The sequence below is a fragment of the Syntrophorhabdus sp. genome (assembly GCA_012719415.1).
Lineage (GTDB): Bacteria > Desulfobacterota > Syntrophorhabdia > Syntrophorhabdales > Syntrophorhabdaceae > Delta-02.
Genome location: JAAYAK010000128.1, coordinates 1 through 26,114, shown reverse-complemented (window position 1 = coordinate 26,114; position 26,114 = coordinate 1). Strand labels below are relative to the sequence as shown.

24 protein-coding genes and 3 tRNA genes are annotated in these 26,114 nt (G+C 57.8%); 7 read left to right on the top strand and 20 right to left on the bottom strand.

Annotated features, from left to right (window positions below; all coding sequences use genetic code 11):
* Nucleotides 1–24: 24 nt before the first annotated feature.
* From GXX82_08090 to GXX82_08080, 3 genes are all read right to left on the bottom strand, one after another.
* Nucleotides 25–101, bottom strand: a tRNA-Gly gene (locus GXX82_08090).
* Between the two features lie 67 nt (nucleotides 102–168).
* Nucleotides 169–253: transfer RNA gene (locus tag GXX82_08085), tRNA-Tyr, on the bottom strand.
* Nucleotides 254–261: 8 nt separating this feature from the next.
* A tRNA-Thr gene (locus tag GXX82_08080) sits at nucleotides 262–334 on the bottom strand.
* Nucleotides 335–547: 213 nt separating this feature from the next.
* Between GXX82_08080 and GXX82_08075 the strand changes: the two genes are divergently transcribed.
* Entirely contained in the window at nucleotides 548–832 is a 285-nt protein-coding gene (locus GXX82_08075; GenBank protein ID NLT22990.1) for a hypothetical protein, read from the top strand.
* A gap of 202 nt (nucleotides 833–1,034) precedes the next feature.
* A complete protein-coding gene (locus GXX82_08070) occupies nucleotides 1,035–1,301 on the top strand; it encodes a 30S ribosomal protein S20 (GenBank protein NLT22989.1) in 267 nt (88 codons plus the stop codon).
* Between the two features lie 7 nt (nucleotides 1,302–1,308).
* On the opposite strand, the gene GXX82_08065 is transcribed toward GXX82_08070, so the two are convergent.
* The 15 genes from GXX82_08065 to GXX82_07995 form a co-directional block, all read right to left on the bottom strand.
* Nucleotides 1,309–1,827, bottom strand: coding sequence for a hypothetical protein (locus GXX82_08065; protein ID NLT22988.1), 519 nt, complete (start codon nucleotides 1,825–1,827; stop codon nucleotides 1,309–1,311).
* Between the two features lie 65 nt (nucleotides 1,828–1,892).
* Nucleotides 1,893–4,370 carry a leucine--tRNA ligase gene (locus GXX82_08060; protein ID NLT22987.1) on the bottom strand — a complete coding sequence of 826 codons (2,478 nt, stop codon included), beginning with the start codon at nucleotides 4,368–4,370 and terminating at the stop codon, nucleotides 1,893–1,895.
* 41 nt (nucleotides 4,371–4,411) lie between these two features.
* Nucleotides 4,412–5,611, bottom strand: a complete 1,200-nt coding sequence (locus tag GXX82_08055) for an argininosuccinate synthase (GenBank protein ID NLT22986.1) — start codon at nucleotides 5,609–5,611, stop codon at nucleotides 4,412–4,414.
* Between the two features lie 12 nt (nucleotides 5,612–5,623).
* Nucleotides 5,624–6,553 carry an ornithine carbamoyltransferase gene (gene argF / locus GXX82_08050; GenBank protein NLT22985.1) on the bottom strand — a complete coding sequence of 310 codons (930 nt, stop codon included), beginning with the start codon at nucleotides 6,551–6,553 and terminating at the stop codon, nucleotides 5,624–5,626.
* Nucleotides 6,550–7,743, bottom strand: coding sequence for an aspartate aminotransferase family protein (locus GXX82_08045; GenBank protein ID NLT22984.1), 1,194 nt, complete (start codon nucleotides 7,741–7,743; stop codon nucleotides 6,550–6,552). Before GXX82_08045 ends, argF begins: the two co-directional genes overlap by 4 nt.
* A 3-nt stretch (nucleotides 7,744–7,746) precedes the next feature.
* Complete coding sequence (gene argB / locus GXX82_08040) at nucleotides 7,747–8,586, bottom strand: acetylglutamate kinase (protein ID NLT22983.1); 840 nt, start codon at nucleotides 8,584–8,586, stop codon at nucleotides 7,747–7,749.
* A gap of 16 nt (nucleotides 8,587–8,602) precedes the next feature.
* Nucleotides 8,603–9,934, bottom strand: coding sequence for an ATP-dependent protease ATPase subunit HslU (gene hslU / locus GXX82_08035; GenBank protein NLT22982.1), 1,332 nt, complete (start codon nucleotides 9,932–9,934; stop codon nucleotides 8,603–8,605).
* Complete coding sequence (gene hslV, locus GXX82_08030) at nucleotides 9,934–10,458, bottom strand: ATP-dependent protease subunit HslV (GenBank protein NLT22981.1); 525 nt, start codon at nucleotides 10,456–10,458, stop codon at nucleotides 9,934–9,936. The genes hslU and hslV overlap by 1 nt, the downstream gene beginning before the upstream one ends.
* Before the next feature lie 3 nt (nucleotides 10,459–10,461).
* Nucleotides 10,462–11,349 carry a tyrosine recombinase XerC gene (locus tag GXX82_08025; protein ID NLT22980.1) on the bottom strand — a complete coding sequence of 296 codons (888 nt, stop codon included), beginning with the start codon at nucleotides 11,347–11,349 and terminating at the stop codon, nucleotides 10,462–10,464.
* A 470-nt stretch (nucleotides 11,350–11,819) separates the two neighbouring features.
* Nucleotides 11,820–13,052 (bottom strand): type II toxin-antitoxin system HipA family toxin, encoded by a 1,233-nt coding sequence (locus GXX82_08020; protein ID NLT22979.1) that lies wholly within the window; start codon nucleotides 13,050–13,052, stop codon nucleotides 11,820–11,822.
* Nucleotides 13,052–13,297, bottom strand: coding sequence for a helix-turn-helix transcriptional regulator (locus GXX82_08015; GenBank protein ID NLT22978.1), 246 nt, complete (start codon nucleotides 13,295–13,297; stop codon nucleotides 13,052–13,054). Before GXX82_08015 ends, GXX82_08020 begins: the two co-directional genes overlap by 1 nt.
* A gap of 234 nt (nucleotides 13,298–13,531) precedes the next feature.
* A complete protein-coding gene (gene der, locus GXX82_08010) occupies nucleotides 13,532–14,860 on the bottom strand; it encodes a ribosome biogenesis GTPase Der (GenBank protein NLT22977.1) in 1,329 nt (442 codons plus the stop codon).
* On the bottom strand, nucleotides 14,853–16,016 hold the full coding sequence (locus tag GXX82_08005) for an MFS transporter (protein ID NLT22976.1): 1,164 nt from the start codon (nucleotides 16,014–16,016) through the stop codon (nucleotides 14,853–14,855). Before GXX82_08005 ends, der begins: the two co-directional genes overlap by 8 nt.
* On the bottom strand, nucleotides 16,003–16,548 hold the full coding sequence (locus GXX82_08000) for a CoA pyrophosphatase (GenBank protein ID NLT22975.1): 546 nt from the start codon (nucleotides 16,546–16,548) through the stop codon (nucleotides 16,003–16,005). Before GXX82_08000 ends, GXX82_08005 begins: the two co-directional genes overlap by 14 nt.
* A gap of 136 nt (nucleotides 16,549–16,684) precedes the next feature.
* Nucleotides 16,685–16,903, bottom strand: a complete 219-nt coding sequence (locus GXX82_07995; GenBank protein ID NLT22974.1) for a hypothetical protein — start codon at nucleotides 16,901–16,903, stop codon at nucleotides 16,685–16,687.
* Between the two features lie 144 nt (nucleotides 16,904–17,047).
* Here GXX82_07995 and GXX82_07990 point away from each other — a divergent pair, with 144 nt between their 5' ends.
* Nucleotides 17,048–17,392, top strand: a complete 345-nt coding sequence (locus GXX82_07990; GenBank protein ID NLT22973.1) for a hypothetical protein — start codon at nucleotides 17,048–17,050, stop codon at nucleotides 17,390–17,392.
* Here GXX82_07990 and GXX82_07985 read toward each other — a convergent pair.
* Both GXX82_07985 and GXX82_07980 read right to left on the bottom strand, forming a co-directional pair.
* Nucleotides 17,386–19,722 (bottom strand): AAA family ATPase, encoded by a 2,337-nt coding sequence (locus tag GXX82_07985; protein NLT22972.1) that lies wholly within the window; start codon nucleotides 19,720–19,722, stop codon nucleotides 17,386–17,388. The genes GXX82_07990 and GXX82_07985 overlap by 7 nt on opposite strands.
* A 331-nt stretch (nucleotides 19,723–20,053) precedes the next feature.
* The gene (locus tag GXX82_07980) at nucleotides 20,054–20,809 is read right to left on the bottom strand and encodes an SDR family oxidoreductase (GenBank protein NLT22971.1); all 756 of its coding nucleotides are present in this window, start codon (nucleotides 20,807–20,809) and stop codon (nucleotides 20,054–20,056) included.
* A 358-nt stretch (nucleotides 20,810–21,167) separates the two neighbouring features.
* On the opposite strand from GXX82_07980, the gene GXX82_07975 reads away from it, so the two are divergent.
* The 4 genes from GXX82_07975 to GXX82_07960 all read left to right on the top strand — a co-directional run bounded on the left by GXX82_07975 (nucleotide 21,168) and on the right by GXX82_07960 (nucleotide 26,071).
* Nucleotides 21,168–23,273 (top strand): adenylate/guanylate cyclase domain-containing protein, encoded by a 2,106-nt coding sequence (locus tag GXX82_07975; GenBank protein ID NLT22970.1) that lies wholly within the window; start codon nucleotides 21,168–21,170, stop codon nucleotides 23,271–23,273.
* Nucleotides 23,270–23,734 (top strand): hypothetical protein, encoded by a 465-nt coding sequence (locus GXX82_07970; GenBank protein ID NLT22969.1) that lies wholly within the window; start codon nucleotides 23,270–23,272, stop codon nucleotides 23,732–23,734. Before GXX82_07975 ends, GXX82_07970 begins: the two co-directional genes overlap by 4 nt.
* A gap of 104 nt (nucleotides 23,735–23,838) precedes the next feature.
* Nucleotides 23,839–24,606 carry a M48 family metalloprotease gene (locus GXX82_07965; GenBank protein ID NLT22968.1) on the top strand — a complete coding sequence of 256 codons (768 nt, stop codon included), beginning with the start codon at nucleotides 23,839–23,841 and terminating at the stop codon, nucleotides 24,604–24,606.
* Nucleotides 24,607–24,670: 64 nt separating this feature from the next.
* Nucleotides 24,671–26,071 carry a hypothetical protein gene (locus GXX82_07960; protein NLT22967.1) on the top strand — a complete coding sequence of 467 codons (1,401 nt, stop codon included), beginning with the start codon at nucleotides 24,671–24,673 and terminating at the stop codon, nucleotides 26,069–26,071.
* The last annotated feature ends 43 nt before the right edge of the window (nucleotides 26,072–26,114 follow it).

The window sequence follows — 26,114 nt, the reverse complement described above, 5'->3', positions numbered from 1 at the left end:
GAGTCTTCACCCGCTTCGGTTTTTTGGAGCGGGAAACGGGACTCGAACCCGCGACCCTCAGCTTGGAAGGCTGATGCTCTAACCAACTGAGCTACTCCCGCACGTCATGTTACTATCCGTTCCGGAGCCTCAAGGCGACACATCGCCTTCAGGGCTCTTATTTTTCAATGGTGGAGAGGGGTGGGATCGAACCACCGAAGGCTTCGCCAACAGATTTACAGTCTGCCCCCTTTGGCCGCTCGGGAACCTCTCCGTTTTATAAGCTGGTGATGGGACTCGAACCCGCAACCTGCTGATTACAAATCAGCTGCTCTGCCGATTGAGCTACACCAGCAAAAGAGTTATTATACTACAAGAAACATGCCAAAATCAACATGAAGTTCCGCGCGAACAAAACATTAATAATTAAAATATTTCGCCCCCTCTGTCAATAGATTCCTTTCAAAATCACATTCCAGTCAGGGAATTTCAGAGAGGATATTGACAATGAGCATCAAAATATAGTTACATAGTACGCTTTTGTCAATTTTAAGGAGGTGATGCCGTTATGGTATGCACAACGTTGAAACCGGGAATCGAATGTATCTTCATGAAGAAGACGGGATGTTCGTACAGTGGAGGAAAATGCTTCCCCATCGTAGAGAACTGTGAAGGATGCACCAGGGTGATCGAGTTCGAAACGGGAAAGTACTGTTCGACCTTCCCCTATCCTGCCCAGAAGTGGCAGAAGGGCTCGTGCCCGATGTCGACCCACGTGAAGAAAGCGTCCAAGGCCGAGGAGCAGAAGATCAATCCCCTCAAGGCATCCAAGAGGGCTGCCGGCAAGAAGTAGTACCCGCGAACGCTTAGGATCGCTGGACCACACAAAACAAGCCGCTTCGATGAAAAGGATCCCGCGGGTATTGCCGGGTCGTCTTCGCGGCGTTTTGTACATCTGCCGCGAGAGGGACCGCGTTTTTCAATGATGCAGAACTATTTGACTTTCGCGCCCATGGGTGATAAATAAAGAAAAGTCTTAAAGAGGAGGACAACCTTTGAGGAAGAATAAATCGGCCATCAAGAGAGCAGTACAGTCCGAGAAACGTAGACTGAGGAATTCCCACTTCAAATCAACGATGAAGAGCAGGATAAAACGGGCCATCGGCGCTATCGACAGGAAAGAAGGAGAGGTCGAGACCATCTTCAGGGATGCCGTTTCCTCCATCGACAAGGCGGCTTCAAAGGGTGTCGTGCACAGGAACAACGCCGCGAGGAAGATCTCCCGTCTGGCCCGGAAGCTTCACAAGAGTCAGGCAGCGTAAGGCATCATCAATATTCCAGGAGCAATTGAGCGCTGAACCGCCTCGCCATCCGGGCAGAAAGCCGACGGATGGCCTCGCGCCGATTGTATTCCTCCGCCCCTTCCTGTATCTTGTAGATCTCTGAATCACCAATGGCGAATTCTTTTATGAGGGTCCCGTTCTTCTGGGAAAGGGAGACCTTCACCGTTACGCTTACCGATTTCTCGATGACGACGCCCTGGGCGTTCAGCGATGACGGCGACATCGTAACGTCCATGATCTCTCCCTTCAAAACCCCGTCCGCCTTCTCGTAGCTCAATGTGAAAAGCCCCGTCGACAGGAGTTCCCTGGAAAAAGAATCCGTAACGGGTTGGGACACGTGGGGCTCGTAGGTCAGGTTCTTGAAGACCGGCACGTAGATCGACGATATGTCGCCGCCGTATATGCCCTTGCCGCCGATAAGCTGATACCCGCACGCCCCCGTCACCATCAGCATCGCTGCCGCGATGAGGATCAACACTGTCCGCTTCAAGCCTTTACCCTTCATAGTCCATCCCGTTGCCTTCATTCCTCTCTCCGACCCGTCACCCATGACCGGGCGTCTGTCCTCTTCTACCCGCATACGATGTTGACGAGCTTGTTGGGCACCATGATCGTCTTCCTGACCGCTTTTCCCTCAAGGTGCTTCCGCACCTTCTCCAGGCCGAAGATCATCTCCTTGAGCGCATCCTCACTCATATCGCGATCCGCTTCACAGGTATCGCGCAGCTTCCCGTTGATCTGCACGGCGATCATGACCTTTTCCTCTTTCACCAGCTCCCCGTCCCAGGACGGCCACGATGACGCGAGGACGGCCACATCCGCTCCCATGGTCTGCCACAGCTCCGATACGATGTGAGGAACGAAGGGGAAAAGGAGCCTGAGAATTGCCTCGATGGAGCCCTTGAGCAGCCCCTTCCCTCTTTCACCGTCAACTCCCTTCTCGACGAACTTGTACGTCATGTTGACAAGCTCCATGATGCTCGCGATCGCGGTATTGAGATGAAACCGCTCCACGTCGTCCGTCACCTTCATGATGGTCTTGTGGATCTTATGGATGAGCTGTTTCTCATCTCCGGCCGCTCCCGGGAACTGGTCGACCGCCGTCACCGCCGCCAGGGAATCCGCGCGGTCGGCAACAAGTCTCCAGACCCTCTGGAGGAAGCGGTAGCTCCCTTCCACGCCCTGGTCGCTCCAGTCGAGGTCCCGCTCCGGCGGGGAGGCAAAAAGGCAGAAAAGCCGTGCCGTGTCGGCACCGTACTTCTCGATGAGATAGTTGGGGTCGACGACATTCCCCTTGGATTTGCTCATCTTGGCCCCGTCCTTGATGACCATGCCCTGGGTGAGGAGGTTCTCGAAGGGCTCACGGACGTCGACGAGACCGAGCTCGTTGAGAACGCGGTTGAAGAACCGCGAGTAGAGCAGGTGCAGGACAGCGTGCTCGATGCCGCCTATGTACTGGTCCACGGGCATCCAGTAATCGACCCGCTTTCTGTCGAGGGGACCATCCTGGTAGTCGGCGCAGGTGTATCGCAGAAAATACCAGGACGATTCGACGAATGTGTCCATGGTATCCGTCTCACGCCTCGCCTTCTTCCCGCAGACGGGGCATTCCACCTCGTAGAACGGTGCATGGTCGGCAAGCGGCGAGCGGCCCACCATCTTTATCTCCAGATCCACGGGAAGCGTGACCGGCAGGTCCTTCTCGGGCACCGGAACGGTCCCGCAATCCTCGCAATAGATGATCGGTATGGGAGCCCCCCAATAGCGCTGTCTCGAGATGCCCCAGTCCTTCAGCCGGTAATTGACGGTCCGCGTGCCAAACCCCTTTTCTTCAAGGTAGTCGATGATGGCGCTGATGGCCTCGCGGTTGTTCATTCCGTCAAACCTGTCTGAATTGACGAGGACACCGTCATCCACGTAGGCGCAGGTCATGGACCCGGCGTTGAGTTCCTTGTCTTTGGGCGTGATCGTGACGATCACGGGAAGATCATACTCCCTGGCGAACTCGAAGTCCCTCTGGTCGTGGGCGGGGACGGCCATAATGGCGCCCGTGCCGTACTCCATGAGGACGAAGTTCCCCACATAGATGGGGATCCTGTGGCCCGTCAGGGGGTTTATGGCGTACTTGCCGGTGAAAACACCCTCTTTTTCGAGGCTGATCTCCCCCCGGAAGCTCCTGTCCTGCGCCTTGACCTTTTGCACAAAGGCGGCCACCTCTTTTTCCTGGGCGGTGCCCCGGGACAGTTCCAGGGTAAGCGGATGTTCCGGCGCCAGGACCATGAAGGTCACACCGTACAGGGTGTCGGGCCGGGTCGTGAAGATCGTGAAGGGTGATCCGTCCTCCAGGGTGAAATGGACTTCGACACCGTAGCTCTTGCCGATCCAGTTCTTCTGCATGCTCGTGACCTTCTCGGGCCAGCCGGGCAGCTTGTCGCAGTACTCTTGGAGCTCGTCGGCATATTTCGTTATCGCAAAGAACCACTGTGTCAGCTCCTTCTGCGTGACCTCTTCTCCGCAGCGCCAGCAATTTCCCCCCTCGACCTGCTCGTTGGCGAGGACGGTTTGGCACTTCGGGCAGAAATTGACGGGCGAGCTTTTCCGGTAGACAAGACCTTTCTCGAACATCTTGAGGAACATCCACTGTTCCCACCGGTAATAGTCCACGTCGCAGGTGGCGACCTCCCGCCTCCAGTCGTAGCCGAAACCGAGGCGCTTCAACTGCTGTTTCATGTAATCAATGTTCTCGTGGGTCCACGTCGCCGGCTGTATCCCCCTTTCGATGGCGGCGTTCTCCGCGGGCATGCCGAAGGCGTCCCATCCCATGGGGTGCAGGACATTGAGCCCCTTCATTGTCTTGTACCGGGCAATGACGTCGCCGATGGAGTAGTTCCTCACGTGCCCCATGTGGATCTTCCCCGAGGGATAGGGGAACATCTCAAGGAGGTAGTATTTCTGTTTCGACGGGTCTTCATCAACGCGGAACGCTTCACGCTCCTCCCAGTACTTTTGCCATTTCTCTTCGATCGCATGAGGCTCATAGGGGTTCATCGTGTTCTCCAAACGTGTCTATCGATAAGGGGTCGGACCTTTCACTTCTCCAGCATCGCCCGGATACGCAGTCTTAACGCGTTCAGGCGTATGAAACCGCCGGCGTCCTTCTGGTCGTACACGGTATCGGTGTCGAAGGTAGCGAAATCCTTCATGTAAAGGGAATTCTTCGACTTGCGGCCCACGACGATGCAGTTGCCCTTGTAGAGCTTCAACCGTGCCGTCCCGTTCACGACGGACTGTATCTCGTCCGTGAGCGCCATGATGGCCTTCATTTCCGGGGAGAACCAGAACCCGTAATAAATGAGCTCGGCCACCTTGGGGATAAGACCGTCGCGGATATGCATGACCTCCCTGTCCAGTGTCAGCGTTTCCACGGCCCTGTGCGCCGCGTGGAGGATGGTGCATCCCGGCGTTTCGTACACGCCCCGCGATTTCATGCCCACAAAACGGTTCTCCACGATGTCCACGCGCCCTATGCCGTTCTTTCCTCCCACCTTGTTGAGGTGATCGACGATCTTGAATGCCGACATCTTCTTGCCGTCTATCGCCACGGGCACACCCTTGTCGAAGGTTATCTCCACGTATGTCGCCTTGTTGGGTGCCTTCTCGGGGGATACCGTCGTCTTGAACATGTTCTCCATCGGCTCGGACCAGGGGTCTTCCAGGATACCCCCCTCGTAGCTTATGTGCATGAGGTTCCGGTCCATACTGTAGGGCTTCTTCTTCGTCACCGGCACTTCTATGCCGTGCTTCTTCGCGTAGTCGATGAGGTCGTCGCGGGAGGTGAAGTCCCACTCCCTCCAGGGCGCAATGATCCTGATGTTCGGCTCCATCGCGTAGAAGGTGAGCTCAAAACGGACCTGGTCGTTGCCCTTGCCCGTCGCCCCGTGGCAGACGGCGTCGGCCTTCTCCTTGCGGGCTATCTCGATCTGTCTTTTTGCGATGAGCGGCCGTGCGATGGAGGTACCCATGAGGTAGTTGCCCTCGTAGATGGCATTCGCCCTGATGGCAAAGAATATGAAATCCCTCGCGAACTCTTCCCGAAGGTCCTCTATGTAAACCTTGGACGCGCCCGTCTTCAACGCCTTCTCTTTGAGGCCGACAAGCTCGTCCTCCTGGCCTACGTCGGCGGCATAGGCTATGACCTCGCAGCCATAGACGTCCTTGAGCCATTTTACGAGAATTGATGTGTCAAGCCCTCCGGAATACGCGAGGACCACTTTCTTAACCTTTTTCATCCTGACCTCCGTTTATTGTGCCGAAGCCTTTGTCCGTCCCGCGAGAAGCCATTCGAGGAGCGCCTTCTGCGCGTGCAGCCTGTTCTCCGCCTGCGTGAATATGACCTCCTGGAAACGTTCGAAGACCTCATCCGTTATTTCCTGACCGCGATAGGCCGGCAGGCAGTGCATGACGATGGCGTCCCTGTGTGCCAGCCCCAAGAGTTTGTCGTCTATCCTGTAACCTTTGAAGGCCTTCTTCCTCAAGGCCTTCTCCTTTTCCTGTCCCATGCTCACCCACACATCGGTGTATATGACGTCGGCGCCGCGCACAGCCTCCGCGGGATCGTCGGTAAGGGTGAGATCCGTCCCCTCCGACGCCTTTTGAACCAAATCTCTGTCAGGCAGATAGCCCTTCGGAGTGGCGATGGCAAAGGGCATCTTCATCAGGATCGCTGCCTCCAGCCACGAGTTGGCGACATTGTTGCCGTCGCCGATGTAGGCAACCTTCACCTTCTTGAGACTGCCCTTGTACTCCGCAATGGTCTGAAGGTCCGCGAGGGTCTGGCAGGGGTGGTATTGATCCGAAAGCCCGTTGATGACAGGGATGGCCGCCCACCTGGCAAGGTCTTCCACCGTGTCCTGTGAAAAGGTCCGGATCATGACCCCGTCGACGTACCGGCTCAGAACGCGGGCCGTGTCCTGTATCGGCTCTCCCCGGCCGATCTGCGTCTCAGAGGGGGAGAGGAAGATGGCCTGTCCGCCCAGCTGGTGCATGCCCGTCTCAAAAGAAAGGCGGGTCCTCGTGGAGGCCTTCTCAAAGATCATGGCAAGGCTCTTGCCTGTGAGCGGTTGCCAGGGCTTGCCCGCCTGCCTGAACGCCTTGAGCTGCCGCGCTCTCTTCAGGAGCTGATCGCACTCCTTCTTCGTAATGCTGAGTAGTCTGGTAAAGTCCCTTTTCACCCTTTCTTCCTCTCAAATATCCGGTTCGCTATATCGAGAAATATGTCGATCTCCTCTCTCTTCACGACAAGGGGGGGCACAAGACGCAAGGTCGTCCCTTTCGTGCAGTTGAGGATGACCCCTTCCTTCAGGAACTCCTTCGCCGTGGCGTCGGCATCGATGGAAAGCTCGACACCCCAGATGAGGCCGATCCCCCTCACATCGACGATGAAGGGGAACTTCTTCTTCAGCGCCAGAAGGCCCTTGCGGAGGTACTTGCCCGACTCGGCACAGTTCTTTATCACGCCGTCATCGATGAGAGTGTTGAGCGTGGCAAGCACCGCAGCCGATGCGAGCGGATTCCCTCCGAACGTGGAGGCATGGGTCCCGGGCACGAAGGCCGACATGACGGCATCCGTGGCCACCATGGCCCCCACGGGGAACCCATTGCCCAGGGCCTTCGCCAGGCTCATGATGTCGGGCGTGATGCCGAAATGCTCATAGGCGAAGAATGCGCCCGTTCTGCCCATGCCGGTCTGCACCTCGTCGAGGATAAGGAGAATATCCTTTTCCTTCGTGAGTTCCCTGAGACCCGTCACGTACTCCTTGTCGGCCACGTAAACGCCACCCTCGGCCTGGACAAGTTCGAGCATGACGGCGCATGTCCTCTCAGTGATCGCGTCCCTGACGGCCCCGAGGTCGTTGAAGGGCACGTGGACAAACCCGAGCGTCAACGGCTCGAACCCCACTCCGAACTTCTTCTGTCCCGTCGCCGCCAGTGTGTTTATCGTCCGACCGTGGAAGGAATTATCCATGGTGATGATCTCGTGGCGACCTTCCCCGTGCCTGTCCCAGGAGTACCTGCGCGCGAGCTTGATCGCCGCCTCGTTGGCCTCCGCCCCGCTGTTGCAGAAGAAGACCTTGTCGCCGAAAGAATGCTCCACGAGCATCTGTGCCGCCTTTATCTGCGGCTCCATGTAGAAGAGGTTCGAAACGTGGAACAGTTTTTTTGCCTGTGCCGTCAATGCCTCCACGACGTTCTCATGGGCATGCCCCAGATTGCATACGGCTATGCCGGCCAGAAAATCGAGATACCTCCTTCCGTTGACATCCCAGAGCCAGCATCCCTCGCCCTTGGTGACGACGATGGGAAAACGGGTGTATGTGTTCGCGATGTACTGTGTCGCCTTCTTTATCAATTCTTCCTGCATTTTTTAGTCTCCTGTGATCTCGGTGCCTATCCCTGAATCGGTGAATACCTCGAGGAGAATGGCATGGGGGGTCCTGCCGTCGACAACATGAGCCTCCCTGACACCCCCTTTTAGCGCCTCGGTACAGCATGTGACCTTGGGGATCATCCCGCCCGTCACAACATTATCGTCGATGAGCTTCTCGATCTCCGATCGCTTCAGGACGGAAATGAGCTTTCCGTCCGCCCCCATAACACCCTGCACATCGGTGAGAAGTATGAATTTCTCCGCCGAGAGGGCCGCGGCGATGCTGCCCGCCGCGGTGTCGGCGTTGATATTGTAAGCCCTGCCGTCCACCCCGTCGGCAATGGGAGCTATGACGGGGATGTAGCCGTGCCTGCTGATATCCTTTATGATGGCGACATCGACGGAGGTGATCTCTCCTACGAGGCCCACCTCCCTGTCCTCGACCTGCTTCGCCATGAGAAGCCTCCCGTCCTTGCCGGAAAGACCGATGGCCTTACCGCCCATATCGTTGATGTTCTTGACGATCTCCTTGTTCACGAGACCCGACAGGACCATCTCCGCCACCTCCAGGGTCTTCTCGTCGGTGACCCTCAAGCCGTTGACAAAGCGCGTGGGTATCTGGAGGTCCTTGAGCAGCCTTCCGATCATGGGGCCCCCGCCGTGGACGATGACGGGATTGATCCCGACATACTTGAGGAGCGCCACGTCCTTCGCGAACTCCTTCTTCAGGGATTCCTCCTCCATCGCCGCCCCGCCGTACTTTATAACGAATATGCACCCGGCGAACTTGCTGATATAGGGAAGTGCTTCCAGAAGCGTCTGTATCTTTTCACTCATTATGGGACTCCGATCGTTAGAGTATGTACCTGCTCAAGTCCTCTTTGTCCAGAAATTCGCCCAATTTCTCACGGACGTAGGACTTAGTCACTTCGACCTTCTGGCCCTTGAGGTCCGGCGCCGTAAAGGAGATGTCGTCGAGGAGCTTCTCCATGACCGTGTAGAGCCTCCGGGCGCCTATGTTCTCCGTCATCTCGTTTATCCTCTGCGCTATATCCGTGATCTCCCTGATGGCCTCCTCGTCGAACTGAAGCTCCACGTCCTCTGTCTTGAGGAGCGCCCGGTACTGTTTGATGAGGGCATTGTCGGGCTCCGTGATGATCCGGTAGAAATCGTCCTTCGTCAGGGCGTCGAGTTCGACCCGGATGGGAAAACGGCCCTGCAGCTCGGGTATGAGGTCCGAGGGCTTCGACATGTGAAAGGCCCCCGCGGCTATGAAGAGTATATGGTCCGTCTTCACCATGCCGTACTTGGTGGTGACCGTCGTTCCTTCCACGATGGGGAGAATGTCCCTCTGGACGCCCTCGCGCGAAACGTCCGGACCGTGGCCGTGGTCGCGGCTCGCTATCTTGTCGATCTCGTCGAGGAAGATGATCCCCGACTGCTCCACGCGGTCGACGGCATCGGAGGTGACCCTGTCCATGTCGATGAGCTTGCGGGACTCTTCCTGGATAAGGTGCTCGTAAGCCTCGCCGACCTTCATCTTGCGCCGCTTGGTCTTCTGGGGAAGCATGTTTCCGAACATGTCCCGAAGCTGCATATCCATCTCTTCCATCCCCTGGGAAGAGAATATCTCTATGATAGGGAGGGCCCGGTCGGGAACCTCGAGCTCCACGAGACGGTCGTTGAGGGTGCCTGCCCGGAAGCGCATGCGCATCTTCTCCCGCGACTGGTCGGGGCTTTCCTCCTCCTCGCCCGCCGTGCTCGTCCGTTTCTTCGGGATAAGGAGATCGAGGATCCTCTCCTCGGCCATGATCGTGGCCTTCTCCTTCACCCGTTCGTGCTCTTCCTTCTTGAGCATGTTCACGGAAAGCTCGGTGAGGTCCCTGATCATCGACTCCACGTCCCTGCCCACGTAACCCACTTCCGTGAACTTCGTCGCCTCTATCTTGAGGAAAGGGGCGTTCGCCAGCTTTGCCAGCCTGCGGGCGATCTCCGTTTTTCCCACCCCGGTGGGACCGATCATGATGATGTTCTTGGGCGCAACCTCGTCACGCAGGTCCGCCGGTATCATCTGGCGCCGCCAGCGGTTGCGAAGCGCCACCGACACGGCCTTTTTCGCCTTGTTCTGGCCGATGATGAACCGGTCCAGCTCCTCCATGATCTCCTTAGGCGTCAACTGTTTCATCAAAGTTCCTCTATCGTTACCCTTTCATTCGTGTAGATGCATATGTCCGAGGCGATCGCCATGGCTTCCTTCACGATCTCGACCGCCGAGAGTGACGCGTGCTTGACGAGCGCCTTCGCCGCCGCCTGCGCGTAGGGACCTCCGGAACCGATCGCCGCTATGCCGTCGTCAGGCTCGATGACGTCGCCGTTGCCGGAAAGAATGAGCGTATGGTCACTGTCGGCAACGATGAGCAGGGCCTCGAGTCTCCTCAAGAGCCTGTCCGTCCTCCAGTCCTTGGCGAGCTCCACGGCCGCCCGCGTGATGTTGCCGTTGTACTGCTCCAGTTTCTTCTCGAAGCGCTCGAAGAGGGTGAAGGCGTCCGCGGTGGCACCGGCAAAACCGGCCAGGCATTTATCGCTATAGAGTTTGCGGACCTTCTTCGCCGTGTGCTTCATCACCGTGGCGTTCATCGTGACCTGACCGTCGCCTCCAATAGCAATTCCCCCATTGTGTCTGACGCACAAAACAGTCGTGGCTTCCATTCTTTACCTTCTGGGATGCGATTTGTCGTATATCTCCATGAGCTTGTCCATGGAGACATGGGTGTATCTTTGCGTTGTGGAGAGCTTGGAATGGCCGAGCAGCTCCTGGATCCCCCTGAGATCGGCCCCGTTGTCCAGCATGTGCGTGGCAAAGGAGTGCCTGATCCCGTGAAGCGACAGACTCTTGAAGAGCTGGGCCTTGATCTGGTGCTTCTTCATTATCTTCAACAGGCCCCTGTATGTGAGGCGCTCGCCCCTCACATTGATGAAAAGGGCCTTGTTCGCCGCAAACTTGTCCATCATCCCCACCGCGGCCAGGTATTCCTCGAGGGCCTCTTTCGCCTTCTCGCCGAAAGGCAGGATCCTTTCCTTGCCGCCTTTGCCCATCACCCGCGCCCACATGCCCTCGAGGTGAAGGTCTTCCTTGTCCATGCTGAGGACCTCGCTCGCCCTCATGCCAGAGGAATACATGAGCTCGAAGATGGCCCTGTTGCGCATATTGAGCCATCCGTCCCGGGGCAGGAAATCGAGGAAGTGGAACATCTCGTCGATCGTGTAGAACTTGGGGAGGTGTTTCTCTATCCTCGGGCTGCGGATGATAAGGGCCGTGTTCTCGTCGATGTAGCCCTTCTTCTTCATGAACCTGAAGAACATCTTGATCGCCGAGACCTTCCGCGCCAGTGACGATTTCTTGAGACCCTTATATACGTGCACTATGTACGCCCGGATCGTCTCATGGTCCACGACCTCAAAGGACCCCTCCGAAACGAACCGGACGAAGTCCTCCACATCGCCGCGGTACGCCCGCATCGTGTTGAAGGCAGCTCCCTTCTCGTTGTCGAGATACCTGTAGAACTCCTTCGCGACAACCTTGACGGTTTGCTTGTCCATAGACCTATTATTGTATAATTTTCACGAAAATAATCAAGGAAATTCCCCTGTTGCCCGCATGCGCCCCCTGGCGGGGGCGCCCCTGTCGCGCCGGTCCCCCGGCCGAGTGCCTTCGACATCATTGTCGACGTCCATAAGGGCCTTCGACATATCTTGCCTGCACGCAAGACACGGCACGGCTCCCTTCATCCATGTAAGACCGAGATATCATGAAGATATCGGGAAGGGTCTCCCATGGCACGCAAGTTGCTTGAATGAATTGATCACGATGGCCGGGACTTCCGGAATGACAGCCAGGAGATCAAGAAACCCTTCCCGGCCATCACAAATAAAACAGCAATCCCGAGGCTGATCAAGCCTCATGAGGGTTCAGGGGTTACCCCTTCCTCCCCTGATCCCTCCCCCCCCTTATAAAGACGGTTGCAGGTTTCAGGTCCCAGGTTTCAAGTCAAATACCTTAAGAGACAGTTTCAGGGATCAGACGAAAGGCAGGAGGTCTTCGAGACCGGTTCTGTCAGTTCCTTGACGCCCTGCTCCCACTGACCCATCATGCGCTCGCCGATCTCGCGGAACTCGGGGTGGTCCGATATGTAAGCCGGGATCGTCGCTCTCGTCTCCATGACAGCTTCGGAGGCGCGGGTGAATGTGTCGGAGATCTTTTTCACGGGCAGCAAGAGATGGGTCACGGCAAAACGCTCCAGCACTTTGCGGGGCCACCATTTCTTCGTGCCTGCAAGGGTGAGCGCGGGTACATCATTAATAATGTATGCCGTCGTCGTGACGACGTCGTAGACCGGCGCAAGCTCCACAGAGCTCCCGGGTTTGGCGTAGAGGACTCCGAAGTTCTTCAGATGGGCGTCGCCATTGCGAACCATCACCGACAGGACAAGCGTGGCAAAGAACCGCTCCCGGGCCTCCATCAGGCGGTCACCGGAGACGTAGTCGCGGATGCTCCTTGCCACCCTTTCGTAGCTGCCGGAGTACTTTTGAGCCGTGCCGAGCGCCTGAAGGCTGCACATGTCTTCGAATCCGATCGGAGTACCCCCGGCAGAGACGTCGAAGCGGCGCATGATGAAGAGCCCGCCGTTGTCGGAGAGGAAAAACTCCGGCGTTGGCAGCCCCGCACGCTTCACGGCGGTCATGCAGAAATACTCATTGGCGGCCAGGCAGGGGTAGTCCGTCCCCCAGGACTTCACGATGTAGCCGGACGACGTCAATGCGCCCCGCTGCGAGGCCTCGAGGAGCACCTTCGGCTGGACTCCCGATATCCCGGAACGCAGGGCATATCTTGCCACAAGTTCATGGAAGAGTTCCCTCGTGTCCGGATAGGTGAGCAATTCGTCGAGGGACTCCGGTGTCTCCGCAATGTGCGGCGACTCGTCGCCGGGGAGCGAAAACCGGTTCCTTCCCACCTGGTTTCCCCCTGTGACGCGGAGGATGGAAAGGTCATCCTCCCCCACCACCTTGGCAATGGCGCGCCGGATCGCTTCCAGCAGCGCCCCCTCCGGCAGGTTCATCTGGAATACAGGGTGAAGGTCACGACTCACCCAGCTTTCCAGCCGGACCGGCATCGTAAGCGATACCTGAGCATCGGCACCGGCATCCGGTGAATAGGCGAACACGCATTCCTTGCGAGGCCCCCGCGCCAGAAGTCCTGACCTGTTGTCCGCGGCCCACACGGCAAGAGAAGGAGTATCAGCCATCAGTCGCCCTCCTTTTCACGGAGTTCGTCCAGTGTCGGAGGCGCGCCCAGGGGCCGCACGCGCAATTCCAGGCCGAGGAATTCAAGGATCCTGATGAGCTTCCTCGCCCCGATGTCCTGCGCAGTGCCGTTCTCGATCTGACCGATGGTGGTACGGCTCATGCCGAGAACCCTCGCCAGCTCCGCCTGGGAGCCTTTCCGACCCCTCCGTGCCTTCCGGATCTCTTTGCCGATAGCGAAGAGCATGTTGCATTATAAATGATGCATATCGCAATGTCAAGAACGTTTTGCATCATATACAATGCATCCTGTCACGGGACCGACAGTTCCTGAGGTACCACGCAGCAACGTGGGACCAGATGAGCGGTGACGGCCTTTGGCCTGTGACGTGAGACCTGCGACGCGATGCATGAAATGCTCGTCTTGCAGCGCTTTCCTTTCCCGTTCAAGCGACTCGAACTGTTCAAGCGGTTCAAGCGGTCATTTCTTTTTCAGCACTATCCGTATGGGCGCTCCCATGAAGCCGAATTCTTCGCGGAGGCTGTTCTCGAGGTACTTCCGGTAGTGGTCGGGGACGAGGCGCGGGTGGTTGGAGAAAAGGACAAAGGTCGGCGGTGAAGCCTTGGCCTGACTGGCGTAGAATATCTTCACCTGTTTGCCCTTCTGGTAGGAGATGTCGTGGCGGGCAAAGAAATCGGCGAAGGCCTTGTTGAGGGGGGCGGTGCCGATCCTCGTCGTCAGTTGTTCGTAGACGGCAAGGTCCATGTCGAGGATGCCGTCTATCCCGGTCCCTTTTTTCGCCGACGAGAAGACCACGGGAGCAAAGGAGGCGTGGGGGATCCTCTCGTAGACCATGTCGCGGTATTTCTCCTGAGTGAACTCCTTCTTCACGAGGTCCCACTTGTTGATGACGATGCAAAGACCCTTGCCCCTCGATATGATGAGGTGCGCGATGCTCCCTTCTTGATGGCCGGGGCCTTCGGCCGCGTCGACGATGAGGTTCACCACGTCAGCGCGCTCGATGCTCCTCACCGCACTCGACACGGAATACTCCTCCACCTTCTCGGAGATCTTGCCCTTCTTCCTCAAGCCCGCCGTGTCGATGAGGACAAGCTCCCTTCCCTCGCGAACGATCCGGGAATCCACGGAATCCCGGGTGGTGCCGGGGATGTCGCTGACGATCATCCTCTCCGAGCCGAGGATGCAGTTGGCAAGGGATGACTTTCCCGTGTTGGGCTTCCCGACGAGGGCGATCCGGGTGACGCGGAGATCTTCCGCGCCCTCGGGCGTCTCCTCTCCCTCCCCTTCTTCCATCCCTTTCAGGACATCGTCGAGGAGGTCGCCTATGCCGAGGCCATGGGCCGCGCTCACGGGATAGAGGGTGTCGGCGCCAAGCTCGTAAAAATCGACGAGCGCCTCCTCCCGCTTCTTCGAGTCCATCTTGTTGACGACGTAGTAGACGGGTTTGTGCAGCCGCCTGAGCATCCGGGCGATGTCCCGGTCGGCGGGCATCACCCCTTCCTTGCCGTCGAGCAGGAATATCACCGCCGACGACTCGTGAAGCGACGCCTCGATCTGCTTCATGATGAGCTTCGAGAACCCGTCCTCTTCCGACGAGGAGAAACCCCCCGTATCGACGAGGAGAAAGCTTCTCCCGCCCATTTCGAAGGAACCGTAGTTGCGGTCTCTCGTCACGCCGGGTGTGTCCTCCGTGATGGCCTTGCGATACCCGATGACCCTGTTGAAGAAGGTCGACTTGCCGACGTTGGGTCTCCCCACTATGCTGATAAGGCTTTCTCTTTTAGTCATCGTACCTCAGGAACATGCTCAGTATGAACCCCAGTGCGGGCAAAACCGAGATCGAATATAACGCGACGGGCACACCATAGTGGTCCGCGACGAGACCGAGGATGGTCACGCCGACACCGCCCGTGCCGATGGCAAATCCCACCATGAGTCCCGACGCGATGCCGAGCTTCGTGGGAAGGAGCTTCTGGGCCATGACGATGGTGACGGAGAAGGTGGAAACAAGGAGCATTCCCTGAACGCCGAGGACAACGAAGAGGAAGGGGCTCTGCTCCACGGCCGGCAGGAACATGACAGGCAGGGTCACCGTGGAGAGGAACATGGACAGGCGCACGAAGAAACGGTGGCCGAACCGGTCGGCGATGGGAGCTCCCAGCAGCGTCCCGACGGCACCGCAGAAAAGGAAAACGAAGACGAGCTTCCCGGCGTAAAGCGGGTCCACCTTAAGATAGTCGATGTAGTAGAAGGGGATGTACGTCATGAGACCTATCTGGGTCCAGGAACGCATGACGACAATGAGGATGACCATGGCCAGCGCGATGTACTCCACCGAGGACGTCTTCGGCGCCTCCCTTCTTGCCGCCTCCCCGTGGACAGCCACGGGCACCATTATGGTCCTCCGGTATGCCACGATGACCGCGGCGCACAGGAGAGAGGGTACAACGATGACGGGCAGCCAGGGGAATCCGTACAGGTCTATGATGTACATGGAAAGGATGGGACCCAGAGAGAAACCGACGTTCCCGCCCACAGAGAAAACGGACATGCCCGTCGCCGGCCTGTCACCCGTGAAAAAATGGGCCGTCTTGTAACCCTCGGGATGATAGGATGCCACTCCCAGGCCGCTTATTATGACAAGGCCCAGGATGAGGAGGAAATAGGGAGAAAAGGGCAGCACCGAGAACCCGACGCCGGCGGCGACAAGCCCCAGGGGCAAAAGGTAGGCCATGGCCTTTTTGTCCGAGACATACCCGAAAACAGGCTGCAGGATGGAGGACGTGAAGTTCGACGCCATGAGTATCATGCCCGTCATCGCGTAGGTAAGGTCGAGTTTCTCCTTCAGAAAAGGCAGAATGGCGGGAAGAGCCCCCTGGTAGATATCGACCACAAGGTGACCGAGAGAAAGGATAAGGAGCACCTTGAGGTCAAAGTTTCTCATTGTCCACGATGTCCCTGAAGGTCATGAGGGTCCTGCACGTGGCTCCCCATATCCTGTCACCGTTATAGTGGAAGGAGGTCCACTCTCCTGACCGGCGTTGCGGTGCGAACTCCTCGCCCTTGAGGATGCTGTAGGGAAGGAAGATGAGATAGGCCACCTCCCGGGGGTTTGTAGAAAACTCGTAGGGGTAAGGCATGACCCCGACAAAGGGAGAGATAACGAATCCGGAATACGTCCATGAATCGTCGAGCCTGCCGATGACCTCCACGTCGCCGAACTGAACGCCGATCTCTTCCTCGACCTCCCTGAAAGCCGTGTGTTCAAGGTCCCTGTCCGTTGCCTCGAACATGCCTCCAGGGAACGAGACCTCTCCCTTGTGGTGCCGCACGGTGTCGGTGCGTTTGGTGAGCACGCAGTGGACGTCTCCGTCACGCTGAAAAAGGAGGAGAGCCGTTGCGGCCCTCAGTGAAGGGTCGGAAGGTATCTGCCTCGGTCGATGGGTCAGGAGACGGTCCCTGATGGTCTCAAGCATCGCCTATTGTAACGTGAAGGCGCCTGCAAAAGCAACGATGCAACTGCAGCAGGCTTTGGTCCGGCGCATCTCTCGAGGGCACAGACCGCGCGACGGCGATACCTCCTGCCGGTCATCCCGTGTCAGTATTCTGACATCAGTTTCGGCGGTCGGGATCCGCGTTGAAGAGGAACATGATCCGTTTCCAGATGAGCAGCTTTTCCATGTCCATGACGACTTCCGGCGCCTCGGACCTTTCCATCTCGCCGTATCTCTCGCAGCTCTTGGCAAGAAGGTGAAAGCATTCCCGGACGGATTCGTTGATGTCCCCACGGGTCTTTTGTGTTCCTGACATCCTGTCAATTCGAGCTTTCATGCCAGAGACTTCTGCAAGCTCTGTGCCAAACCACCTCCACAAAAACTATTTTACTCCGCGCCGTGTTTCGTGTAAAAATGAATGAAAGCAACCAGGACTACGGGTACAACAACCCATGGGGCGTTTCTTCGGAGGGTTTGCGCGATGAAAAAACAGAAGCTGGGAACCCCGGACCTGCGGGACAAGCTCGTGACCGACACCGTCAAGAAGGTGATGGCCCTTCTCAAAAGCAAGGGGCAGGAGCCTGACAGAGCCATGGTAGAAAAAACGACGATCGAGGCCATAGATGATTTCGTCGCGCAGTGGTATGAGGTTTCCCTCGAGGCCATCGAACTCAGGGACGGCGAGGCCGATTTCGTTACCGATGACGAGCTTGACGACCCCGAGCTCATTCGCGAGGCAAAGCTCCGGGTCATCAAGGGACTCTACGAAGAACCCCCCGATGACTTCTACGAGACCATCGCTGAGAGCGCCATAGCCTCTCACTGACCGTTGCTGTTCTTCTTTTCCCGGCCTTCCTCTCCATTGCCCTTCTTCTTCTCCATCACCTCTGAGATCTCCGTGAGGCGCTTTTCCACGAGATGATTCAGTGTGCCCTCGGGATAGGTCCCGTCGGTCCCCGGTTCGCCGGCCGGCATGCCCGTCAGGATCTCGAGGCCTTCCTCCATGCGGTCAATGGTGTATACGTTGAAAAGCCCCTTCTCCACCGCCTCTATGACGTCGTCGCTCAGCACCAGGTTCCGTGTGTTGCGTTTCGGGATTATCACCCCCTGCGACCCGTCGAGGCCGCGCATCTTGCAGAGATGGAAGAAACCCTCTATCTTCTGGTTCACCCCGCCTATGGGCTGAACGTCCCCGTTCTGGTCCATGGAGCCCGTCACGGCGAAGGACTGCTTGAGGGGAACGCCGCTGATGGAGGAAAGCAGGGCGTAGAGCTCGGCGCAGGTAGCGCTGTCACCTTCGACCATCTCGTAAAGCTGCTCGAAGGTGATCGACGCGGAGAGGCTTATCGGCTTGTTGACGGCGTACTTCCCGCCGAGATAGCTCGTGATGATAAGGATGGCCTTCTCGTGGATCTTGCCGCTCATCTTCGTCTCCCGCTCGAGGTTGACGACACCCGCCCTGCCCATGTAGGTCTTCGCGGTGATACGGGACGGTTTACCGAAAGCGTAGTCGCCGATGTCAAGGACGGCGAGGCCGTTCACCTGCCCCACCTTCTCCCCTGCCGTGTTCACGATGAGGGTATCCTCGATCATCATCTCCTGCAGCCTTTCCTCGATGCGGTTCACCCTGTAGATCTTCTCCTTGACGGCCCTAGTGACGTGGGCGGCGCTCACGCGGTCGACACCCTCCTTCTTTGCCCAGTAATGGGACTCCCGTATGAGGTCGGCAATGTCGCCGAACCGTGTCGAGAGCTTGCCCTGATGGTCGGCAAAACGCGAGCCCATCTCCACGATCCGCGCCACGGCCGTCCTGTCGAAGGGAAGAAGATTCTCATCTTTCTGGCACTGGGCGACATAGAGCGCGTACTTGTCGGTGTTCTCCCGGTTCCTTTCCATGCGGCTGTCGAAATCGGCCTTCACCTTGAAAAGCTCCCGGGAGTCCTCGTCGTAGGCATGGAGGATATAGTAAAGGTAGGGGTTGCCCGTGAGGACGACCTTCACGTCGAGGGGGATGGCCTCGGGCTTCAGACCCGCCGTGCTGATGAGACGATATTGCTCCAGCACGTCCTCGATGCGGATCTCCCCATTCTTGAGCGCCCGTTTCAATGCCTCGTAAGAAAAGGCGTTCCTCAGGAGCTCCAGGGCGTCGATGACAAGATAGCCCCCGTTCGCCTTGTGCAATGAGCCGGCCTTTATCATCGTGAAATCCGTTGTCGCCATGCCGTACTGAACCTTGTACTCCATCCTGCCGAAGAGGTTGAGGTAGGTTGGGTTGCTCTCGTACACCACGGGGGCTCCCTTGCTCTCCCCATTGTTAACAATGACATTGACAGCGTACCTGGTAAAAGAGGTCTCCGCCTTCGGCATCTTCAGGAAGGGCAGGGGCGAGGGGGCTTCCTCGGTAACCTTGAAATCGTCGAGATGGGTCAGTATGTCCTCTTTCACATCCTCGAGGTATTTGACGACCTTCTCCTGCTCTCCGTATTTCTTCTGGATGGCATCGACCATGGGGCCGACGATATCGAGGGCGACCATCCTGTCAAGGCGTATCACCATTTCGTTGACGATCTTCTCCGCCTCCCGGAGGATACGGACCACGTCGTTCAGTTTCTCCTGAAAGAGACGTCCTGTTTCCTCGAGCTTCTTCCTGGCCTTGGCGTCGAGGGCGTCGAACTCCTCCTTCGACATAAGTTCCCCGCTCTCTTTGACGGGAACGATGAGGACCCCCGTCGGCCCCCGCTTCACCGTGAAACCCCTCTCCTTCGCCTCCGTATCGAGACGGGTGAGATACTCCTGCTGCTTCTGCTGGAACTCGTCGACGATCTTGCTCTTCTGGGTCTCGTATTCCTTGGATTCAAAGGCCTTCGGTATCTCGAGCCTGAGGATCTTGATCATCTCCTCGAGCTCCTTCTGGAATACGGCACCCTTGCCCGGCCCGAAGGAAAGGGCTATGGAACTGTCGGGGTCCTTGAAATTGTGGACATAACACCAGTCGGCAGGGGCCTCTTCGTTGGCCGCCTTTTGCCTCAACATGTACATCACCGTGGACATCTTCCCGGTACCGCTCTCGCCGATGGCAAAAACGTTGAAACCGGTGCTGTCCATGTTGAGGCCGAAGTCAAGCGACCTCAAGGCCTTCTCCTGACCGATCGTCATCGGCAATTCAACGACGGCATCGGCCCCGTCAAAGGCAAAGGAATCGGGATCGCACTTCCTGTACAGCTCATCGGGCTTCAACTTGGTGATCACGGGCTGCCTCCTCAGTCGTATACTGTCAACAAAGGCTTCGTTTCCGAGGCGTTACATAAAAATAACACGTCACAGCGAATAATCAACCCCGAACCAAAAAACGGTCTCAAGCCTCAAGCCTCAAGCCTCAAGCCTCAAGCAAAAAAACGATGTGGTGTGTTTCCCTGAAACCTGAAACACGAAACCCGGAACGGTCTTCTCCTCCTGAAACCTGAAACCTGGAACCTGAAACCGTCTTTTACCTCATCCAGCTTCCGCCGGTGACGCACAGGGTCTGGCCCGTCATGTACTCTCCCTCGTCGGAGGCAAGGAAGAGCGCGGCATTCGCCACGTCTTCCGGGGTGCCCTTGCGGGGGTATGGTATCTCTTCGAACATTCTATCGATCTCGTCCTGGGGATAGATGTGCGGGATGAACTCGTTGAAGATGAAACTGGGCGCTATGGTGTTCGCCGTGATGTGGTGGGGGGCCACCTCCATGGCAAGACATCTCGTGAAGGCCATGACACCTGCCTTCGCCGCCGCGTAATGGGCGTGACCGCCGGCAAGCCCCCGGAAACCAGCTACCGAGGTCACGCTTATGATGCGGCCACTGTTCTGCCTGATCATCGCGGGCACGACAGCCCTGCAACAGTAGAAGGTACCGGTGAGGGTCGTCGCGAGCACAAGGTCCCAGACCTCATCCGTGATATCCACCAGCCGGGTGGGGCGGTTCGTTCCAGCGTTGTTGAAGAGTATGTCGACACGGCCGAAGGCGCCGAGCGTCGCCTCCACGGCGCGGCTCACATCGGAGACACGCGTCACGTCGCACGCGAGGCCCAGCGTTCTTGCCCCGTATTCACCCGCTATCTGCTCCGCCACGGTCCTCGCCCGGTCCTCGTGGATATCGGTAACGACGACCGCGGCGCCCTCCCGCGCCATCGCCCGGGCCGTCGCCTGCCCGATCCCGGCGCCCGCTGCCGCTGTGAGTAGAGCAACTTTATCCTTGAGTCTCATGGTCACTGTTCTCCTTGAACCTACATGATACATAATCCGCAGGACAAGGCTCAACAGGAAAAAACTACCAATGACCACACCTGTCCAAAATAGATCTACGGCAGCGAACATGCTAACGCTCTGGAGCGACCAGAGGAAACGGAAATGACCAATGACCAAATTCCAATGACCAATGAAAAAGATAATGACCAATTCATCAATAACCAATTGAACAAAGGTCAGGGCGGAACGGACTGCCTGCATCGTTTCTTTCTTGGTTATTGGTTATTGTCAGTTTTTTTGGTTATTGGAATTTGGTTATTGGTCATTTTTCATGATATGGTATGCATGTTCACTTCGAAATACTCAGGAGAACCGTGTGCCGAAGAAGAAACGTCGCGTACGCAATATTGTCCTTCTCGCGTCAGTGTCCTTCGTTATCTCTCTCGCGCTTTTTCTCTTTGATGTCCTTGCCACCTACGAGAACAGGTCGTTCGATCTCTTCTCCCGTTATCTGAACCCCGAACGGGCGTCGGACCGCATCGTCATCATTGAGATCGATCAACAATCGATTGACGCGCTGAGCGCCGAGAGCATCAACTGGCCATGGCCCCGGCAGGTCTACGCGCCCATCATCGAATTCGCCTCCCTGGCCGACGGCTTCCTCGTGGATATCCTCTTCACCGAGCCCTCCTCCTACGGCCAGGAGGATGACATGGTGCTCGGCGACGCGATCGCGAAGGCGGCCAATGTCTACCTGCCTTTCTTCCTGTCGGTGAACGAGAAGGCGATGGCCCCGGACGACATCGCGTACCTCAAGCGCTTTGCCGTTACCGGAGGTCCGCCGCCGGGACCCCGATACCGTTCCGTCGTAGCGCCCGTCGACGCGATACGCCGTGGTGTGAAGGGTTCGGGGAACGTCGCCATCAGTCCCGACGGCGACGGGGTCTACCGCAGGGTACCCCTGGCGTTCACCCTCGCGGAGATGACGCTCCCCAGCCTCACCTTCTCCTGGTTCACGGGTCGGGGAGGCGCGAACATGGACCCCAGCGGAATCATTTTGCGAGAAAAAACCCTGCCCCTGACGGAGGGAAAGCTCCTCCTTCGTTTCCCCCGCGGGAAAAGGCCCTTTACGGTCGTCCCCGCCATCGATGTCCTGAGCGCGTACCGCGGCACGGTTCCACCGCAGGGCGCGAACCTTTCCCGGGACTTCTTCAAAGGGAAGGTCGTATTCCTGGGAATGACGGCGCCGGGCCTTCTGGACCTGAAATCGACGCCGACGATGACGGTTTCCACGGGTGTCCACATCAACGCGACACTCTTCGAGAACCTCGACCGGGGAACTTTCATGCGCCCCGTCCCGACGCTTATCGTCGCTCTCCTCATGCTTCTTGTCTGCGTCTTCATCGCGGCCTTCGTGCTCACTTTTCACACCATAGCGAAGAACCTTTCCGTCTTCGCTGCGGGCCTCGTCCTCATCCTCGCCGTGGCGGCGGTCCTTTTCTCCGCCCGGTACTACGTCCCGACGACCTATCTCGTGGTGGCCCTCCTCATGAGCTTCATCCTTTCCGCCATCTTCAGCTACGCCCTGGAGGGACGGGAAAGACAGTTCATCAAGAGGACCTTTTCGCAGTACATGGACAAGACCATCGTTGAACATGTCCTCCAAAACCCGGACATCGTCAGGCCCGGCGGCAAGAAGGCGAGGGTCACCGTGCTCTTCGCCGACATTGCCGGGTTCACCACCATTTCGGAGAGAAATACGCCGGAAGACACGGCGCTCATGCTCCACCGGGTCCTCAACGAACTCACCGAGGTCGTCATCGAAGAAAAGGGGGTGGTGGACAAATATATCGGGGATTGTATCATGGCATTCTGGGGCTCGCCTCTCGAAACTCCGAAGGACGAGATCAACGCCTGCCGGTGCTCGCTCAAGTTCATCGAGGCCATCGGCGGGATAAACGGGGTCTTTGAGCAGGAGGGCATCCCTCCCGTCGCCATACGGGTGGGTCTTCACACGGGGGACACCATCGCGGGGAACATGGGAAGCGTGCGGCTCTTCGACTTCACCGTTGTCGGTGACACCGTGAACCTGGCGTCACGTCTCGAATCGGTGAACAAGGTCTTCGGTACGAACATCATTGCCAGCGAACACACTCTCGCGAAAACCTTTGATCTATTTTTGTCGCGCAGCCTGGGGCCCATCGAGGTGAAGGGGAAATCGGAGCCCGTCGTCATCCACGAGGTGCTCTGCGAGGCAGTCGACGCGCCTGCCGCACTGAGAAGAAAGGTCGATCTCTACGACGGGGCCTTCCGGATCTACCGGCAGCAGAGGTTCACCGAGGCGGTGGAGCTCTTCGATGCCCTTCTCGAGGAATTCCCCCATGACGGGCCGGGCGAGTTCTACAGGAAACGGGCCGGATCCCTGGCACGGAATTTTTCTTTGACAAAAGATTGGGATATTATTAAAATGACCGAAAAATGATGAAAAAGGCCATATTCCTGTCATTGATCATTGTCTTTACGGCAGCCGCCGCGCTGGCTGACACGGTCACGGTCATCACGAAAGAGAACGCGATCCGCGAATACGCGAAGTTCTTCGCGCCCGTCAAGGCCACCGTGCGGTATAACGACAGGCTGGAGGCCCTCTCCATGGAAGGCGACTGGTACAAGGTGAAGTGCGGCCCGTCCATCGGCTACATCCACAGGACAGCCGTGGAAAAGAGGGCCGTTGCAGCCTCTGCCGCCTATTCACGAAAGGGTTCCTCCGTCAGCCAGAGCGAGGCCGCCCTCGCCGGGAAGGGATTCAATCCGCAGGTCGAGGCATCGTACAAGAGACAGCATCCGGAAATGAGATACAACCTTGTGGACAGCATCGAACGCTACCCTGTTGCCGATCGCGATGTCGCCCAGTTCATCGTGGCGGGGGGGTTGAGGCAGCCATGACAAAGAAATGTCTCGTACTCCTGTGTGCCCCCCTTCTCCTTGCAGCACTTGCCTCCTGTGACACCAGCAGCTTCGGCAACATCTCTCAGCACATCGGAACGGCGATGACCGTGGTGGATCAGACGTCCAAGGCCTCCCGTCCCATTACCGACGAAGAGGAATACTATGTCGGCCGCGCGGTGGCCGCAAAAATACTCGGGTCCTATCAATTGACGACGAACGCGCAGCTCACGCGCTACGTCAATCTCATCGGAAGGACCGTCGCCCTCAACTCCGACAAACCTTTCACCTACGGCGGATACCACTTCGCCATCCTCGAGACGAACGAGATAAACGCCTTTGCCGCCCCCGGCGGGACGATCTTCATCACGAGCGGCATGATACGGACAACGGCGAGCGAGGATGAACTGGCCGCGGTCCTTGCCCACGAGGTCGCGCATATATGCAAACGTGACGGCATAGCCGCCATTAAGAGCGCTCGCTGGACCGAGGCGCTCACCGTCATCGGTACCACGGCGGCTCGCAACTACACCTCCGGTGAGGTCTCCCAGCTCGTCAGCCTCTTCGAGGGCAGCATCGACGATGTTTTCAAGACCCTCGTCGTCAACGGGTATGGACGCTCGCAGGAATACGCGGCGGACGAATCCGCCGCGCAGACGCTCGCGAAGTGCGGGTACGACCCCCGCGCCATCCTGTCCTTCCTCAAACGGCTCGAGCAAAGGAGCGGATCATCGGGGGGCGGGATCACCGCGACACACCCCGCCACCACGGACAGGATAGAGAACGTCTCCGGCAAGATACCCTCGACCGCCCAGATCCACCCCAGGGCCATTGAGGCCCGTGCGGCAAGATACGGCGCCGCCGTTCGCTAAAGACAGCGGTGTCGTTGACCTCAAGCATCAAACGAATATGACCATTGGTGAAAAGAGGTGTCCCATGAAATACTTCATGATCATCATCCTCTTGCTGGCGCCGCTCTCAACCTTCGGCGCGCGGGCACAGTGCCCGCGGTACAGCGTAACCATGACGGGGACCACGGTAAACATGGGAGTCACCTACACGGAACGCGTCGAAGCCTACAAGGTCGGAGGCGGGGCGGGTTACAACGGACGGTGGAAGGTCGATCTCTTTGAGCAGGTCATAACCTATCCCTGGCAACTGGGCGTCGCATTGACCACCAACGACGTCCACGATCTGGGCAACGGCATCAAGATGCAGTCAACGTGCACCGCCGGGGGGAATGTGGTACACTGCCGCAGTACCTCCGACACAATGTTCCTTGAAGTGATAAACAACAGGGTGCGCATGGAGAGGACCGCACCGTGGCACGGCCAGGTCACGGGCAGCACCATGACCTGGAAGTTCCACCTCGAGAGCCCCACCGAACCGGTCCTGACCGGGGTCATTGCCGAGGGACCGAAGGAACCCATAGAGCTCACCATCGTTTTCCCCGCGGACAGGACCCGCATGGTCTACAGTTCCCAGCAGCCGCCAACACTGGAACTCAAGCTGCAGGCAAAGACACAACCCGAGCAGTATGCCGAATCGGTGGAATGGACTCTCCCCGAAATGGAGGGCGTGACGCGCAAAATAGTCCAGGGAGCGCCCAGGGGAAGCGTTCTCGATGTCATCTATGAGAAAATGCCGGAAGACAACAGCCAGTTCGGCAAAAAGAAGGTGACGGCGACCCTGAAGGTGGGTACCTGCACCGCCACGGAGAGCCGGGAGGTCCAGTTCTTCTACCCCCGGGACCTGAAGAACAATCCCGGCGGGCAATACCCCAACTGGTTCTACTACTGGAAACAGACCCCGGCGGCGAAGCCCCGCGGGCAACTGGTCAATATAGAATACGGGGGGAGCACCTACGGTGAGTGCATACACCCCTCGGTTCCCGCTCAATATACGCCCGGCGCGGGGCATGCGACCATCCACGTGTGCAATCTCGCCAAACTCGGGTCCCAGTTCCAGAACCGTTTTCCGGTCTTAAGTCTTCAGCCGCCCTACCACCTGGGCTGGGAGACGAGCAGGAACATAGACACCTTCGCCAAGGCCGTCATCCACGAGTTCGTGCACTGGCAGTGCTATCATAATTTCAGGTACGGCAAGAGCCTGCCGGCCATCCAGGCGGCGGATACCGACGCTGACGGCCTGCCCGACACGGTCGAGCCCCAGTACGGTTTTGATCCCTCCATGCGCCAGACCCACATGTCCACTCATCCGGAACTGAAGAAGATAGAATATGACGAGGAATGGCTCGCCTACATGTCCATGTCGGAGATCCCCATGGGCAAGTACAACGAGCACGATTGGGCAAGGCCGGGAAATCAATGGCCGTAGAAAAGAAGGTTTCAGGTTTCAGGTTTCAGGTTTCAGGTTTCAG